We start from the raw sequence: 16,071 nt of genomic DNA, 5'->3' as shown, positions 1-16,071 counted from the left end.
TCTCAGGCGGCGGGCCGGATCGCGCTGCGCTGGTGCGGCGGCAGCGGCGACGACAGCGCCGAGATCAGCGTCTCGATCGAAGTCAAGTTATGTACCGGGCGGAATTCGTCAACGTGGGGCAGCATGGTTTTGATGCCCTGCGCCTTCGCCTCGAAGCCGGAATAGCGCAGCAGCGGATTGAGCCAGATCAGCCGGCGGCAGGAGCGGTGCAGCCGGTCCATCTCGAAGGCAAGCTTGCTGTCGGCCTCACGCTCCAGCCCGTCGGAGATCAACAGCACGATCGCGCCCTGCCCGAGCACGCGGCGCGCCCACTGCTTGTTGAAGGTCTGCAGCGAGGTGGCGATCCGGGTCCCGCCGGCCCAGTCCTCGACATTGGCCGAGCAACTCGCCAGCGCCTCGTCGGGATCGCGCTGGCGCAGCGCCCGGGTCACGTTGGTCAGCCTCGTGCCGAACAGGAACACCGAAACGCGCTTGCGCGCATCGGTGATGGCATGCAGAAAATGCAGGAACAGGCGGGTGTACTCGCTCATCGAGCCGGAGATGTCGAGCAAGGCCACGATCGGTGCCGGCTTCTCGATCCGCCCCAAGCGATGGAAGTTGATGATCTCGCCCTCGGTGCGCAGCGCCTGGCGCAGCGTCTTGCGCATGTCGATGCGATGGCCGCGCGGATCGGCAGTGTGGCGGCGGGTCTTCAGCTCGGCCTGCGGGAGCCGCATCTTGGCGATGGCGCGCGCGACCTCGGCGATCTCCGCCGCGCTCATCTGCGCAAAATCCTTCTTCTGCAGCACCTCGCGGTCGGACACCGCGAGCCGCAGGTCCTGCTCCTGCGCCTTCGGCTCCTCATGGGTCTGCGGCTGCGACATCGCCTCCTGGACCCGGCGCGACGCCGGCGGCGGCTTCTTTTTGGCGTGATCCGGCAGCGGCACCGAATCGAGCATCGACTTCCACTCCTCGGCGGGGCGGAAGAACAGGTCGAAGGCCTGAGAGAAGATCAGCGCATGCTCGTGGCGCTTGACGAAGATCGATTCAAGCGTGGTGAAGACGTCCGCACGCTTGCCGATGTCGATGACCTCGAGCGCGGTCATCGCGTCGATCACGGCACCGGGACCGACCGGCAGGCCGGCGGCACGCAGCGCCCGCGCAAAGCCCGCGATGTTGTCGGCGATGCCGCCGGTCGGCGGCGCGAGGTGATTGATGCTTGTGGGCACGTTCTGATCCCTCGTCCGCTTCGCACACGCCTCAAATTGAGCTCGTCATTCCGGGGCGCCCGGAGGGCGAGCCCGGAATCCATACTCACGATCGTGGTTATGGATTCCGGGCCTGCGTGCTGCGCACCCATCCCGGAATGACGACCTTTATTGTGGGCACCGGCGTGAACTACGTCTCGTTGGTCGCGTCCTTGATCGCCTTCTGCAACGCATCGCCCTGCATGCGGGCGATGTCGTCCTGATATTTCAACAGCGCGCCCAGCGTGTCGCCGACGACCTCGGCGTTCAGCGAGCGCGCATCGAGCTCCGTCAGCGCCGTGGCCCAGTCGAGCGTCTCGGCGACCCCCGGCGACTTGTAGAAGTCCTGGTCGCGCAGCGCCTGGACGAAGCGCACGATCTGCTGCGACAGCCGCTGCGAGATGCCGGGCAGCCGGGTTTTGACGATGGCAAGCTCGCGCTCGGCGGAGGGATAATCGACCCAGTGATACAGGCAGCGCCGCTTCAGCGCGTCATGGATCTCGCGGGTCCGGTTCGACGTGATGATGACGATCGGCGGATGCGGCGCCTTGACGGTGCCGAACTCCGGGATCGTGACCTGGAAGTCGGAGAGGATCTCGAGCAGATAGGCCTCGAACGCCTCGTCCGCGCGGTCGAGCTCGTCAATGAGCAGAACCGGCGCGCCGGCGACATCCGGCTCCAGCGCCTGCAGCAGCGGGCGCTTGATCAGGTAGCGGTCGGCGAAGATGTCCGACGTCAATTGATCGCGGTCGACCTCGCCGCCCGCTTCCGCCAGCCGGATCGCGATCATCTGCGCCGCTGAATTCCATTCGTAGACGGCGGAGGCGACGTCGAGACCCTCGTAGCACTGCAGCCGGATCAGCTTGCGGCCGAGCGCCGCCGACAGGACCTTGGCGATCTCGGTCTTGCCGACGCCGGCCTCGCCTTCGAGGAACAACGGCCGGCCCATGCGCAGCGACAGATAGGTCACCGTCGCCAGCGATCGCTCGGCCAGATAGCCGCGCGAGGACAACAATTCGAGCATCGCGTCGACCGATGCTGGCAGGGCCGGAGCACTCATGGGCGAGACCGCTTCCTTCTTCACGCGTCCGTCACGAAGCCGGAGCCTCGGGTTCGGCGGCTCCCTCCGACGCGGTTGAGGCCTTGGCGCCGGCATTGGCCGCATCGACCGCACGGCGCGCCAGCACGCCGATCAGATGGGCACGATATTCGGCGCTGCCGTGGATGTCGCTGTTGAGGCCTTCGGCCGAGACCGGAATGCCCTCCAGCACCTTCGGCGAGAAGCGCTTCTGCAGCGCCTCCTCGAAGGCGGTGACGCGGAACACGCCATTGCCGCCGGCCCCGGTCACCGCAACGCGCACGTCGGACGGACGGCGGGCGACGAACACGCCGACCAGCGCGTAGCGCGAGGCCTGGTTGCGGAACTTGACGTAGGCCGCCTTCTTGGCCAGCGGGAAGCTCACCTTGGTGATGATCTCGTCCGGCTCCAGCGCGGTCGTGAACAGCCCGAGGAAGAACTCCTCGGCCTTCAGCTTGCGCTTGTTGGTGACGATGGTGGCGCCGAGCGCGAGGCATGCGGCCGGATAGTCCGCGGTCGGATCGTTGTTGGCGATCGAGCCGCCAATGGTGCCGCGATGGCGCACCGCGGGATCGCCGATCAGGCTGGCCAGATGGGCCAGCGCCGGAATCGCCTCGCCGACGGTTGCGGAGTTGGCGACGTCGGCGTGACGCGCCATCGCGCCGATCACGAGGTTTCGGCCCTTCACCTCGATCGTATCGAGCCCCTCGACATGGGAGAGATCGACCAGATGCGGCGGGCTCGCGAGCCGCTGCTTCATGACCGGCACCAGCGTGTGGCCGCCGGCGACCAGCTTGGCGTCTTCGTTCTTGGTGAGGAGATTGGCGGCCTGGCGCACGGTCGCCGGCCGGTGATATTTGAATTCGTACATGGGGGAATGTCCTGTGCGCAGCGGGCCGACTAAGGCAAGGTCAGACGTTTAGGCGAGGTCCGATTTGGCCATCGCCTTGGCGCCGGCGGCGATCGATTGCACGATGTTCTGATAGCCCGTGCAGCGGCAGAGATTGCCCTCGAGCTCCTCGCGAATGGTCTCGTCGCTGAGCTCATGTCCCTTACGGTGGACGAGGTCGACCGCGGTCATGATCATGCCCGGCGTGCAGAAACCGCATTGCAGGCCATGATGCTCGCGAAACGCCTCCTGCATCGGATGCAGCGGCGCGCCGTCGGCAGCGAGTCCCTCGATCGTCCTGACCTCATGACCATCGGCCATCACGGCCAAGGTCGTGCAGGACTTCACTGCCTTGCCGTCGAGATGGACGACGCAGGCGCCGCATTGCGACGTGTCGCAGCCGACATGGGTGCCGGTGAGGCGCAGATTCTCGCGCAGGAACTGCACCAGCAGCGTCCGCGGGTCGACGTTCGCCGTGACGGGATTACCGTTCACAATCATGGAAATCTTGGCCATTCAGGACTCTCTATTATCCGCGCGACAGCGTTGCACTGCAGCGCAGCCCAGCAAAATCAGTCGAAAACCATCATATGGGCGCTCCCGGCGGCGGGCAACCTCGCCCCCGGCCGCGCATGGGTCGGTTGCGGTCAGCCTTGAACGGCTTTGGCGAAGTTGGCGAAGAATTCGTCGGCGAGCTTCTTTGCGGTGCCGTTGATCAGCCGCTGGCCGAGCTGCGCCAGCTTGCCGCCGATCTGCGCTTCGACATTGTAGGTCAGCAGCGTGCCGCCGTCCTTGTCCGCCAGCGCGACGACCGCGCCACCCTTGGCGAATCCGGCGACACCGCCCTCGCCTTCGCCGGAGATCTTGTAGCCGTTCGGCGGATCGAGATCGCTCAAGGTCACCTTGCCTTTGAAGCGCGCAGAGACCGGTCCGACCTTCATCTTGGCAACGGCGCGGAGGCCGCCATCCTCGGTCCTCTCCAGCTCCTCGCAGCCGGGAATGCAGGCCTTGAGCACCTCCGGATCATTCAGCTTGTCCCAGACCTGCTCTCGCGGAGCGGCCAGCTGGACTTCGCCCGTCATCGTCATAGCCATGTGCATCTCCCCCCGATTGGCGCGGTTAGAGGCATTCAAGTAAAGCACCGAACGCCCAAAAGGAAGGGCGAGCAGCGCCCGGAAGCGTTGCAGAAAAGCCGGGCACCGCAGCATTCCGGACCTCGCCGCCGTCGGGTTTTGATTGGCAGACGGCGGCGGCGGTGGTTAGTTCGCCATCAAATCTGCACGATTCCTCCGGCGGCGCGGCCGCCTGCGACAAGGATTCCGCCCATGCCGATGATCGATGCCGACGGCTGTCTGTTGAATGTCACCGTCGAGGGCCGCGACGGCGGGCCGACCCTGATGCTCTCGAACTCGCTCGGCTCGACCCTGCAGATGTGGGAGCCGCAGATGCGCGCCTTCACGCAGGTGTTCCGCGTGATCCGCTATGACCGGCGCGGTCATGGCAAATCGCAAGTGCCGCCCGGGCCCTACTCGATCGAGCGATTTGGCCGCGATGCGCTGGCGATTCTCGATGACCTCAACATCGAGAAGGTGCACTGGTGCGGCGTGTCGATGGGCGGCATGGTCGGGCAGTGGCTCGCCGCCCATGCTCCTGAACGCATCGGCAAGCTCGTGCTCGCCAACACCACCTGCTACTACCCCGATCCGGCAATCTGGGACGCCCGCATCAAGGCGGTCGAGGACAGCGGACTCGCTGGAATCGCCGACACGGTCATCGCTGGCTGGCTGACGCAGGAGTTTCGTGATCACAATCCTGATGTCGCCGACCGGATGAAGGCAATGCTCGTGGCCACCCCTGTCGGCGGCTATCTTGCCTGCTGCGCGGCGCTGCGTGCCCTGGACCTGCGTGAGGATCTGCCGGCCATCAAGAGCGCGACCCTCGTCGTGGCCGGCCGCTACGACAAATCGACGCCGATCGCGATGGCGGAAGCAATCCGCAGCCGCATCCCCGGCGCCAGCATGACCATCGTCGATGCCGCGCACATCTCGAATGTCGAAGCGGCGGGCCAGTTCAACGATGCGGTGCTGGGCTTTCTGACCCAGCACTGATGCACCGCGATGGATCGGGGCGTCATGCCTGCTGCGGCGACGGCGTCGCCGTGGGCTCCATCTTCGGCGAAGCGGATGCGGAAGACGGCGAGGCTTGCGTCGTCGGCTTCTCCACCAGCATGACGATGGCCGTGCCGAGCAGCATCAGGAGTTCCGTGGCATGCAGACGCAACGCCTGGGGCTCCCCGACTTTGGCAGCCATGATCATGCTGAAGAAGGCGAGCATGCTGCCGAAGCCGAGCCCGATCGACAGTGCCTCGACATAGCCGGCCACCTTTCGCACCCGCGGAACCAGGATCAGCACCAGGAACATCGCGAAGAAGCCTGCGACCGTCAGTCGCGCCAGCGCAAGCAGCCAGGCGGCGCGAACCGTCTCGATGCCCGACAGCTGCAGGTGGTCGCTGATGAACAAGGCCACCGCGATATTCGGCCGCGCGAACAACCCCTGGATCGGCGACACCATGATCTGAAACGCGATGATGGTCCAGGCGGGCACGAAATAGAGCGCCAGCAGCACACCGTTGACGCAGCTGAGCCGCCAATTCCTGATCACGCAATCCTTGATCATGTCACGCCCACCTTTGCATCCCACAAACCGCCCGTCCGGCCGATTTCCAGACGAGCTAACGCCCGGCAAACGCGCCCGGCAATTTAAACCATTCGTTTACCTTAACAGGGGGGCGACGGGCGCGAGAGCCCACCGTCCAATCGCCGCAGAGACCGTGCTGATGACCTCGCCGATCAGGCCCCGAATTCCCGCGTGATAGCGGCCTTTCCGGGCCTCATCGACGCCTCCTCGAACATCTGCATCGCATCCGACATTGCGTCCGTCGGCGGCCGCTGATTCACGTCCATGCGCCTCGCAACTCTGTGCGCCACGCCATCGGTGTTCTTGACTAGCGTCAAAGTAGTCTGAAACAGATATACTACCTTAGAGGCGAACGCCGCTGCGTTTCGCACAGCGGGATCGTGATGCGGCAGGCAGCTGCCGAGCGGGAGTACCGCATGAGAGTAGCTCGGATCTTCATCGGCATCCTCCTGCTGGCCGGCGGCCTCTACATCCTGGTCGGCGAGCATTTCGCCGGAACTTCGGGAGACGCGACCGTCAATGCCCGGCTTTACGTCGTGCGCGCGCCGATCGAAGGCCGCGTGACGCTGGGGGTGAGCAATATCGGCGCCAGGGTCAATGCCGGGGAACTCATGGCCGAGATCGTCGACGACCGGTTCGACACCACGCGCCTGCTCAATCTCGAGCGCGACCGTGACGAGCAGAAGATCGCGCTCAAGCGGGTTCCGGCGCAGCGTTCGGCGCTCGAGCAGGCGCGGGCCGCCTTCGCGGCCCAGTCGGCCAACTACAAGACCGGCCGCGTCCGCCAGATCGCGGCGCGCATCGCCGAGGCCAAGGCGGCGGAGGATGCCGCGGCCGCCCGGCTGAAGCTCGCGGATCTCACCTTCACGCGAGCCAACGAGCTGAAGGAACGCGGGGTCCAGACGGTCGCCGGCCTCGACCAGGCCAGCGCCTCGCTCGATATCGCCAAGCAGGATTTGGAAAGCGCGAAACAGCGCACCAACTATGTCGAGACCGAGCTCGGCTCCGCGCAATCGGGGGTCTTCATCGGCGACTCCTACAACGACGTGCCGTTCTCGATGCAGCGCATTCACGAGCTCGACCTGCGCCTCGCCGAACTTGCCGTGGACGAGCAGCAGATCCAATCCCGCCTGGTCCAATACGAGCAGCAGATCAACGCCGAACGCGTCCGGATCAACCGGCTGACCTCGGCGACGCTGAGGGCCCGCGTCCTGGGCATGGCCTGGGATTTCCTCGTCGACGATGGCGAATATGCCCGTCGCGGTCAGGATCTCGTCAAGCTGGTGGACTGCAACAGTCTCGTGGTGACCGCGAGCGTTCCCGAAAGTCTCTACGCCCGCCTGTCGATCGGCGCCCCGGTGCAGTTCCGTCTGTTCGGAGACGACCGGATATTCGATGGGACGGTGACACGTCTCGGCGGCTCGGGCGCCTCGCAACTCTACGCCAATCTCGCCGTCGGCCCGACGCCGCAGCACTTGCAGCGCTTCGACGTCACCGTTGCGGTGCCAGATCTCGCCAAGCAGCCGGATCTGTCCTGCGCCATCGGGCGCACCGGCCGGGTGATCTTCACCAGCGGACCGATCGCGGCATTGCGCGGCTTCATCGCCCGGTACGGCTACTGATGCCGACGTTGTCACCATTCCTGTCCGCGTTCGCAGTCGTTGCGATCATCGTAGGGCTGCGCGTCCTGGCGTTGCCCCTCCTGGACCCGAAGATATGGTACTGGCGGACCCTGCTCCTCAGCGGCTCGATCCTGCTGGCCTGGCGCTATGTCGTCTGGCGCTTCACCGAGACCCTTGCTCCGCCCGGCCTCACGCCGGATGGGATCCTCAGCTGGGGCTTCGCCATTCTCGAAGCGCTCACCGTTGTTTCGTCGTCCTTCGCCTTCCTGATCCTGACCAGGACCAAGGAGCGGACGACGGAGGCTGATCGCCATGCCGGCTGGTGGCTTCCGAGGCCGCCGCCTCGGGTCGACATCTTCATCACCACCTACAACGAGCAGCTCGAGGTCCTGGAGCGAACCATCGTCGGCGCCAAGGCGATCACCTATGCGGCATTGCGCGTCTTCGTCCTCGACGACGGCAGCCGGGCCTGGCTCCGGGATTACTGCACCGAGCACGGCATCGGCTATGTCGCCCGTACCGACAAGTCGCACGCCAAGGCCGGCAACATCAACAATGCCTTGCGGCTGCGCGCGGCTGATGCGGACCGGCCGGATTTCGTCGCCGTTCTCGACGCCGACTTCGTACCTCATCTTGACTTCGTCGAGCGGACGCTCGCGTTGTTCCACGATCCGGCTGTCGGCCTCGTACAGACGCCCCAGCACTTCTTCAACCCGGACCCGATCCAGCACAATCTCGGCATCGGCGCGGCCTATCCCGACGAGCAGCGCCACTTCTTCGACAACGTCGAGCCGGCGCGCGACGCCTGGGGCATCGCAATGTGCTGCGGCACCTCCTCGATATTCCGCGTCTCCGCCGTGGAGATGATCGGCGGCGTGCCCACCGAGAGCGTCACCGAGGATTTCCTGCTCACACTGCGCCTGTCCGCGCACGGCTACCAGACCGTGTACCTGAACGAGGCGTTGTCGGAGGGATTGGCGCCGGAAGGCCTTGCGGAATACGTCACGCAGCGCGGTCGCTGGTGCCTCGGCCTCATGCAGATCGTGCGCAACGTCTACAATCCATTCGGCTCCCATGGTCTCGATTTCTTCCACCGGCTCAGCGTGCTCGACTCGCTGCTCTATTGGACGTCGACCTATCCGTTCCGCCTCGCCGCGCTGATCTGTCCACTGCTCTACTGGTGGGGCGGGGTGACGGTGGTGAACGCCTCGATCGCCGACATCATCCGGTATTACGGCCCCTATTATCTCTCGATCATGTACACGCTGAACTGGCTGTCCAAGGGACTGTTCATTCCGATCGTCAACGATGTCTCGCAGATCGTCGCCGCCTGGCCCGTGCTCCGCGCCGCCGCTCTCGGCCTGCTCTCCCCCGGTCCGCACAAATTCTCGGTGACAGCCAAGGGCGGCGATCGCGCCAAGATCATCGTCCAATGGCCGCTGATGCGGCCCTTCCTGATCCTGATGGCGCTGACGATCGGTGGCATGATCGTGTCGCTGACGTCCGATTTCGTCTTCAATACCACGGGGACCGCGGGAGACGGCGTCATCGTCGTGATGTTCTGGACGATCTACAACATTCTGGTGCTGTCGGTGGCGATCGCCGTGTGCATCGACCGTCCACGCTACAACCGGCCGCAACGCCAGATCGTCGAGCCGATAACCCTGACGGTCGACGGCGAGCCGCAACGCGGCTGGATCGTCAATCTCGGCCCCGGCGGCGCACGCGTCAGCGGTCCGGTCGGCCTTGCGACCGGCGCCATCGGCACGCTCACCCTGCCCCTGATCGGCGATATCCAGACCAAGGTCGCGGCTCCGACGAACGACGGCTACCGGCTCATATTTACGGTGACGCCGCAGCAGCGCGCCCAGATCATCGAGCGGCTGCACACCGCGAGCGGAGTGCCCGGCGCCGACAGCGGCGATCTCGGCCGCATGCTGAAAGAACTCGCGCGAGCCGTGGCCGATTGAGGAGAAGACAATGACGAGGCGACGGTGGAGCTTACAGACAGCGGTGTTCCTCGGCGGCACGACACTGATCGTCGTGACGGCGCTGGCCGTTGCCATCCTCTATTCGGCGTCGCTGCAGCGGCGCGGCGAGGAGCTCGCGATCGAGCAACTGAGGACGCGCGGCGAGCTCACCGCAAACCTGCTGGCGCGACAGTTGTACGGCACGTGGAGCGACGTGTCGCGGCTCGCCGCGATCATCGACCCCGCCGACGTCGCCGAGGCGCGCCGGCAGATCCAGTTCGTGAGCCAGTTCCAGCCGCGCTATGCCTGGCTCGGCATCGCCGACTCCGGCGGCAAGGTCATCGCGAGCAAGGACCGGATGCTGGAGGGACAAAACGTCGCCGACCTGCGCTGGTTCCGGCATGGACTCGGGGTGCCGACGGCGGTCGATGATCGCGAATCAGAGGCCCTGGGCCGGATGTTGCAGGCCGCTTCGGGACCGGACCGCTTGATCGCCATGTCGGCTCCGCTCGTGCACGACGGCGCCCCCGCCGGCGTCATCGGGGCCCAGATCGATTGGAAATGGGTGATCGAATCCGTCGCGGCGCTGGCGTCGCGCGACATCGATCTGGTGTTGCTGTCGCGCGAGAGCATCGTGCTGTTCGGCCCGCCGGATCTCGTCGGCAAGCAACTGACGATCGGCTCGGCGCAGGCCGCAAGCCGCGGGGCCTCGGTCGCGCTCATCGAGCGATGGCCCGACGGCAAGGATTATTTCACCCTCACGTTCCCCACCGTGAAGTACGCCGATCTGCCGAGCTTCGGCTGGTCCCTTCTGATCCGGCAGGACGCCGTTGCCGCGATGGTGCCGACCCGCCAGCTTGTGCGCTCGTTTTGGTTCAACGTTGCCGGTGGCGTGTTCTCGATCCTGGTGCTGCTCAATTTCGCCGCGAAATGGGTGGTGACGCCGATGCGCCGTCTTGCCCAGGCCGCCGAGACCATGGTGAAAGATCCGTTTTCTGGCATGGTGGCTCGGGAAACCCGGTACGATGAGGCGACGCGGCTGCGCGACGCCTTGGTCAGGCTCCAGTCGAAGCTGATGGCAAAAGTGCCTGGTTCGACGGAAGACAGCGGTAGCGGCATATAGCGGCGCCAGCAACCGGTGCGAGAACCCTCCTTTTCGGCGCTACGTGCTGGGTTCCCAAGCGGTCATTTGATGGCGACGGCCGGCCCCGAGGAAGGCAGGGGAACCGCGCCATCAAAGGAGGCGGGATAAGCCCGCAATTGTGGCACTGCACGCTGTTGCGGCACCCGGTTCCGAACTGTTAGTACTACCGCACGCGTCGCCTTGGGCGCGGGTGCGTCTCCAGGCATACCGGCACCCGCTCTACAAGGCCCCCGCCGCGTTGCGAACCGGTATCGGCAGTCTCACTCACGGCAGTTCATGGATTATTTCGCGCAACAGCTCATCAACGGCCTCGTCCTTGGCTCGATCTACGGCCTGATCGCCATCGGCTACACCATGGTCTACGGCATCGTCGGCATGATCAATTTCGCCCATGGCGACATCTTCATGATCGGCGGCTTCATCGCGCTGATCTGCTTCCTGGTCCTGGTGTCGCTGGGCCTGACTGCGGTTCCGGTGATCCTGCTGATCGTGCTGCTGGTGTCGATGGCCATCACGGCGCTCTATGGCTGGACCATCGAACGCATCGCCTATCGCCCGCTGCGGCACTCGTTCCGCCTGGCGCCGATGCTGTCCGCCATCGGCATGTCGTTCGTGCTCACCAACTATTCGCAGGTGTCGCAGGGCGCGCGCGTCAAGCCGGTGCCGCCGATCATCACCGGCGGCTACACGCTGCACGAGGGCGCGGGCGGCTTCGTCGTCCAGCTCTCCAACATCCAGATCGTGGTGGTCATCACCACCATCGTTCTGCTCGCGCTGTTCACCTGGCTGGTATCCCGCACGCGGCTCGGCCGCGACATGCGCGCCTGCGAGCAGGATCAGACCATGGCGGCACTGCTCGGCGTCGACGTCGACCGCACCATCTCGATGACCTTCGTGATCGGCGCGGCGCTCGCGGCCGTCGCCGGCATGATGTACCTGCTGTATTACGGCCTGGTCGATTTCTTCATGGGCTTCGTCGCCGGCATCAAGGCGTTCACGGCGGCGGTGCTCGGCGGCATTGGCTCGCTGCCGGGCGCGATGCTCGGAGGCCTCGCGATCGGACTGATCGAGACGTTCTGGTCGGCCTATTTTTCGGTGGAGTACAAGGACGTCGCGGCATTCTCGATCCTGATCGTGGTGCTGATCTTCCTGCCAACCGGCCTGCTCGGCCGGCCCGAAGTCGAAAAAGTCTGAAGATGGAGTCCGCGTGAGCGCGTCCCTTCCCGCCTCGTCGAAAGGCTCCGAACCGGTCGGAGCCGCCTTCATCCTCAAGAAGGCCTTTCTCAGCGCACTGGTCGCTCTCGGTCTGTTCTCCCTGATGGTCGGCATCCGCACCGAAGCGGGTCAGAGCGGCCAGCTCGTATACTGGACCCGCTTCGGCGACCTCGCCAGCCTGGTTGTGGCGGTGTTCGTCGGCTCGATCGCGGTCGAACTGCTGCGGCTGTGGCTCGGACCGCGCGGCGGCCTCGGCAGCTTCGTGCCGCCGTCCGTGCGGAGCGGCATGTCCGTAGCCGGTCGCTATCTCGCGCCGGCGCTGCTGATCTTCACCTTGCTGGTGCCGGTGATCTTCTACAATCAGCGTTACATTCTCGACCTCGGCATTTTGGTCCTCACCTACGTCATGCTGGGTTGGGGCCTCAACGTCGTGGTCGGTCTCGCCGGCCTGCTCGACCTCGGCTACGTCGCGTTCTACGCCGTCGGCGCCTATTCCTACGGCCTGCTCTCGACCACCTTCGGCCTGTCGTTCTGGGTCTGCCTGCCGCTCGCCGGCATTCTCGCCGCCTTCTGGGGCGTGCTGCTCGGCTTTCCGGTGCTGCGGCTGCGCGGTGACTACCTCGCCATCGTCACCCTGGCCTTTGGCGAGATCATCCGCCTCGTCCTCATCAACTGGCAGGACGTGACCGGCGGTCCCAACGGCGTCTCCGGGATTCCGCGACCGACGTTGTTCGGCATTCCGCTCGCACCGGGCGAAGGCGGCCTTGCATCGATGCTCGGCATCCCGTTCTCGCCGACGCATCGCATCGTTTTTCTGTTCTATCTGATCCTGGCGCTGGCACTCTTGACCAACTGGGTCACCATCCGGCTGCGCCGGCTGCCGATCGGCCGGGCCTGGGAAGCGCTGCGCGAGGACGAGGTCGCCTGCCGCGCGCTCGGCATCAACATCACCACCACCAAGCTGACCGCATTTGCGACCGGCGCGATGTTCGGCGGTTTCGCCGGCGCCTTCTTCGCCACGCGCCAGGGCTTCATCAGCCCGGAATCCTTCACCTTCCAGGAATCGGCGCTGGTGCTCGCCATCGTCGTGCTCGGCGGCATGGGGTCGCAGCTCGGCGTCGCGCTGGCGGCGCTCGCCATGATCGGCGGCTTCGAGCTGTTCAGAAGCCTCGAGGGCTACCGCATGCTGGTGTTCGGTCTCGCCATGGTGCTGGTGATGATCTGGCGGCCGCGCGGCATTGTCGGCCATCGCGCGCCGACCGTATTCCTGGAAAAATCCAAGAGCATCTCTTCGGACCTCGTCAAGGAAGGCCACGGATGAGCTCCGCTCCCATTCTCGCACTCGAAAACCTCACCATGCGCTTCGGCGGCATCGTCGCCGTCAATGCGCTGTCGTTCACCGCGCAACGCACGCAGATCACGGCCCTGATCGGCCCCAACGGCGCCGGCAAGACCACCGTGTTCAACTGCATCACCGGCTTCTACAAGCCGACCTCCGGCGTCATCCGCCTGACCCATGATGACGGCGCGCAGTTCGAGATGCAGAAGCTGAAGGACTTCAACATCTCCAAGCAGGCCAAGGTGGCGCGGACGTTCCAGAACATCCGGCTGTTTCCGGGCATGACGGCGCTCGAGAACCTGATGGTCGCGCAGCACAACGCGCTGATGCGCGCGTCCGGCATGACGGTGCTCGGGCTGCTCGGCGTGCCCTCGTGGCGCGCGGCCGAGCGGAACGCGATCGATGCGGCCGTGTTCTGGCTGAAGCGCGTCGGGCTGATCGACCGCGCCGACGACGCGGCCGGCAATCTCGCCTATGGCGACCAGCGTCGGCTGGAGATCGCGCGCGCGATGTGCACCTCGCCGGCCCTGCTCTGCCTCGACGAACCGGCCGCCGGCCTCAACGCGCGCGAGAGTGCGGCCCTCAGCGAGTTGCTGCTGTCGATCCGGGCCGATCACGCCACGTCGATCCTGCTGATCGAGCACGACATGAGCGTCGTGATGGAAATCTCCGACCGCGTCGTCGTGATGGACTACGGCGTCAAGATCGCCGAGGGCACGCCGCGCGAGATCCGCGACGATCCGAAGGTCATCGCCGCCTATCTCGGCACCGACGAGGAAGAGGCCGCAGCCGTGATGGAGGCCGAGGCGTGAGTGCGTCCCTGCTCGCGATCCGCAATCTGCGCGCGTCCTACGGCAAGATCGAAGCGCTGAAGGGCGTCGATCTCGACATCAAGCCGGGCGAGATCGTCGCGCTGATCGGCGCCAACGGCGCCGGCAAGTCGACGCTGATGATGTCGATCTTCGGCCGCCCGCGCGCAAGCTCCGGCAACATCGTCTACGACGGCAACGACATCACACAGGTGCCGACGCATCAGATCGCGCGGCTGCGCATCGCGCAGTCGCCGGAGGGACGCCGCATCTTTCCGCGCATGAGCGTGGCGGAAAACCTGCAGATGGGCGCCGACGCCGGCGAGACGACCGACGCGGAGCGGGCCAGCACGCTGGAGCGCGTCTTCGCCCTGTTCCCGCGCCTGAAGGAGCGCGTCGACCAGCGCGGCGGCACGCTATCCGGTGGCGAGCAGCAGATGCTGGCGATCGGACGCGCGCTGATGAGCCGGCCGCGCCTGCTGCTTCTGGATGAGCCCTCGCTCGGCTTGGCGCCGCTGATCGCCCGCCAGATTTTCGACGCCATTCGGACACTCAACCGCCAGGACGGTCTGACCGTGCTGATCGTCGAGCAGAACGCCAATCACGCGCTGAAGCTCGCCCATCGCGGCTACGTGCTGGTCAACGGCCTGATTACGCTGTCGGGCACCGGCACCGAGCTGCTGCAGCGACCGGAGATCCGCGCTGCCTATCTGGAGGGCGGCCGCCACTGAGGCGGGCCCTCAAAACCCGGCCAGAATGGCCTTAGTCCTTCGTAGGTGTGGTCAAAAATTGCCGGTGACTTCGCCGGAAAATCAGCCACAATGCGCGCGGTCTGCGGCCCGCCGTTCGGGCCGTTCCGTGTCGACCTACCCCCGCGAGGATTTCTCATGAAACCACTCAAACTCATCGGCTTGGCTCTGGGCGCATCGCTGGCGCTCTCGACTGCTGCCTTCGCCGAAGACATCAACATCGCCGTGGCCGGCCCGATGACCGGCAGTGAATCGGCCTTCGGCCGCCAGATGCAGAACGGCGCCGAGATGGCGGTCGCCGACCTCAATGCCGCCGGTGGCGTGCTCGGCAAGAAGCTCGCACTGCAGGTGGGTGACGATGCCTGCGATCCGAAGCAGGCGCGTTCGGTTGCCGAAAAGCTCGCCGGCTCCGGCATTCCGTTCGTCGCCGGCCATTTCTGCTCGTCGTCGTCGATCCCGGCCTCCGAGGCCTATGCCGACAGCAACGTGCTGCAGATCACGCCGGCCTCGACCAACCCGCTGTTCACCGAGCGCAAGCTGTGGAACGTGGCGCGCGTCTGCGGCCGTGACGACCAGCAGGGTCTCGTCGCCGCCAACTACATCGCGAAGAACTTCAAGGGCAAGAACATCGCGATCCTCAACGACAAGACCACCTACGGCAAGGGTCTCGCCGACGAGACCAAGAAGGCGCTGAACAAGGCCGGCGTCACCGAGAAGATGTTCGAGTCCTACAACAAGGGCGATAAGGACTTCAACGCCATCGTCTCCCGCTTGAAGCGTGACAACATCGATCTCGTCTATGTCGGCGGCTATCATCAGGAAGCCGGCCTCATCCTGCGCCAGATGCGCGACCAGGGTCTCAAGACCATCCTGATGGCGGGCGACGCGATGAACGACAAGGAGTTCGCTTCGATCACCGGTCCGGCCGCGGAAGGCACGCTGTTCACCTTCGGCCCCGAGCCGCGCAACAAGCCGACCGCGAAGGCGATCGTGGACAAGTTCAAGGCCAAGAACATCGATCCCGAGGGCTATACGCTCTACACCTACGCCGCGATCCAGGTCTGGTCGCAGGCCGTCAAGAAGGCCAACACCACCGACGCCAAGAAGGTGATGGACACCATCAAGGCCGGCGAGTGGGACACGGTGCTGGGCAAGCTCGGCTTCGACGCCAAGGGCGACATCAAGCAGATCGACTACGTCGTCTACAAGTGGGACGCCAAGGGCGGCTACGCCGAGCTCGGCGGCAAGGGCTCCTGATAGAACTCCTGACCGTCTCGATCATCATCAGCAAAATGCAAACGCCCCGGTCCTGGACCGGGGCGTTCTGCTGAGC

Annotated in this window: 15 protein-coding genes; 9 read left to right on the top strand and 6 right to left on the bottom strand. The window is 65.4% G+C overall.

Features of this window, described 5'->3' with window-relative positions; translation table 11 throughout:
• Positions 1-2: 2 nt before the first annotated feature.
• The 5 genes from ACQR1E_RS19775 to ACQR1E_RS19755 form a co-directional block, all read right to left on the bottom strand.
• Positions 3-1,208 carry a vWA domain-containing protein gene (locus tag ACQR1E_RS19775; RefSeq protein WP_316191753.1) on the bottom strand — a complete coding sequence of 402 codons (1,206 nt, stop codon included), beginning with the start codon at positions 1,206-1,208 and terminating at the stop codon, positions 3-5.
• A 169-nt stretch (positions 1,209-1,377) separates the two neighbouring features.
• On the bottom strand, positions 1,378-2,286 hold the full coding sequence (locus ACQR1E_RS19770; RefSeq protein WP_315714763.1) for an AAA family ATPase: 909 nt from the start codon (positions 2,284-2,286) through the stop codon (positions 1,378-1,380).
• A 31-nt stretch (positions 2,287-2,317) separates the two neighbouring features.
• Positions 2,318-3,175 (bottom strand): FAD binding domain-containing protein, encoded by an 858-nt coding sequence (locus tag ACQR1E_RS19765; protein WP_315714764.1) that lies wholly within the window; start codon positions 3,173-3,175, stop codon positions 2,318-2,320.
• A 48-nt stretch (positions 3,176-3,223) separates the two neighbouring features.
• Positions 3,224-3,709: a (2Fe-2S)-binding protein gene (locus tag ACQR1E_RS19760; RefSeq protein WP_172180444.1), complete on the bottom strand. Its 486-nt coding sequence runs from the start codon at positions 3,707-3,709 to the stop codon at positions 3,224-3,226.
• Between the two features lie 131 nt (positions 3,710-3,840).
• Positions 3,841-4,287: an SRPBCC family protein gene (locus ACQR1E_RS19755; RefSeq protein WP_315714765.1), complete on the bottom strand. Its 447-nt coding sequence runs from the start codon at positions 4,285-4,287 to the stop codon at positions 3,841-3,843.
• Positions 4,288-4,518: 231 nt separating this feature from the next.
• On the opposite strand from ACQR1E_RS19755, the gene pcaD reads away from it, so the two are divergent.
• Complete coding sequence (gene pcaD / locus ACQR1E_RS19750) at positions 4,519-5,301, top strand: 3-oxoadipate enol-lactonase (protein WP_316175539.1); 783 nt, start codon at positions 4,519-4,521, stop codon at positions 5,299-5,301.
• 22 nt (positions 5,302-5,323) lie between these two features.
• Here the strand turns inward: pcaD and ACQR1E_RS19745 are convergent, their stop codons facing one another.
• Positions 5,324-5,869, bottom strand: a complete 546-nt coding sequence (locus ACQR1E_RS19745; RefSeq protein ID WP_315714767.1) for a hypothetical protein — start codon at positions 5,867-5,869, stop codon at positions 5,324-5,326.
• Positions 5,870-6,306: 437 nt separating this feature from the next.
• Between ACQR1E_RS19745 and ACQR1E_RS19740 the strand changes: the two genes are divergently transcribed.
• The 8 genes from ACQR1E_RS19740 to ACQR1E_RS19705 all read left to right on the top strand — a co-directional run bounded on the left by ACQR1E_RS19740 (position 6,307) and on the right by ACQR1E_RS19705 (position 15,995).
• Positions 6,307-7,512, top strand: a complete 1,206-nt coding sequence (locus ACQR1E_RS19740) for an HlyD family secretion protein (RefSeq protein WP_316191755.1) — start codon at positions 6,307-6,309, stop codon at positions 7,510-7,512.
• Complete coding sequence (locus ACQR1E_RS19735; RefSeq protein ID WP_434897461.1) at positions 7,512-9,482, top strand: glycosyltransferase; 1,971 nt, start codon at positions 7,512-7,514, stop codon at positions 9,480-9,482. Before ACQR1E_RS19740 ends, ACQR1E_RS19735 begins: the two co-directional genes overlap by 1 nt.
• Positions 9,483-9,525: 43 nt before the next feature.
• Positions 9,526-10,605, top strand: a complete 1,080-nt coding sequence (locus ACQR1E_RS19730; protein ID WP_434897460.1) for a hypothetical protein — start codon at positions 9,526-9,528, stop codon at positions 10,603-10,605.
• Positions 10,606-10,902: 297 nt separating this feature from the next.
• On the top strand, positions 10,903-11,820 hold the full coding sequence (locus ACQR1E_RS19725; protein WP_315714772.1) for an ABC transporter permease subunit: 918 nt from the start codon (positions 10,903-10,905) through the stop codon (positions 11,818-11,820).
• Between the two features lie 13 nt (positions 11,821-11,833).
• Positions 11,834-13,162, top strand: coding sequence for a high-affinity branched-chain amino acid ABC transporter permease LivM (gene livM, locus ACQR1E_RS19720; RefSeq protein WP_315714773.1), 1,329 nt, complete (start codon positions 11,834-11,836; stop codon positions 13,160-13,162).
• Positions 13,159-13,992 (top strand): ABC transporter ATP-binding protein, encoded by an 834-nt coding sequence (locus ACQR1E_RS19715; protein ID WP_315714774.1) that lies wholly within the window; start codon positions 13,159-13,161, stop codon positions 13,990-13,992. The genes livM and ACQR1E_RS19715 overlap by 4 nt, the downstream gene beginning before the upstream one ends.
• On the top strand, positions 13,989-14,720 hold the full coding sequence (locus ACQR1E_RS19710) for an ABC transporter ATP-binding protein (RefSeq protein ID WP_315749359.1): 732 nt from the start codon (positions 13,989-13,991) through the stop codon (positions 14,718-14,720). The genes ACQR1E_RS19715 and ACQR1E_RS19710 overlap by 4 nt, the downstream gene beginning before the upstream one ends.
• A gap of 156 nt (positions 14,721-14,876) precedes the next feature.
• Positions 14,877-15,995, top strand: coding sequence for a branched-chain amino acid ABC transporter substrate-binding protein (locus tag ACQR1E_RS19705; RefSeq protein WP_315737407.1), 1,119 nt, complete (start codon positions 14,877-14,879; stop codon positions 15,993-15,995).
• Positions 15,996-16,071 lie beyond the last annotated feature (76 nt).

Source organism: Bradyrhizobium sp. HKCCYLRH1030, assembly GCF_051168395.1.
Classification (GTDB): Bacteria; Pseudomonadota; Alphaproteobacteria; order Rhizobiales; family Xanthobacteraceae; genus Bradyrhizobium.
Note: the sequence above shows the minus strand (reverse complement) of the source record. Positions and strands in the feature narration are given on the sequence as shown.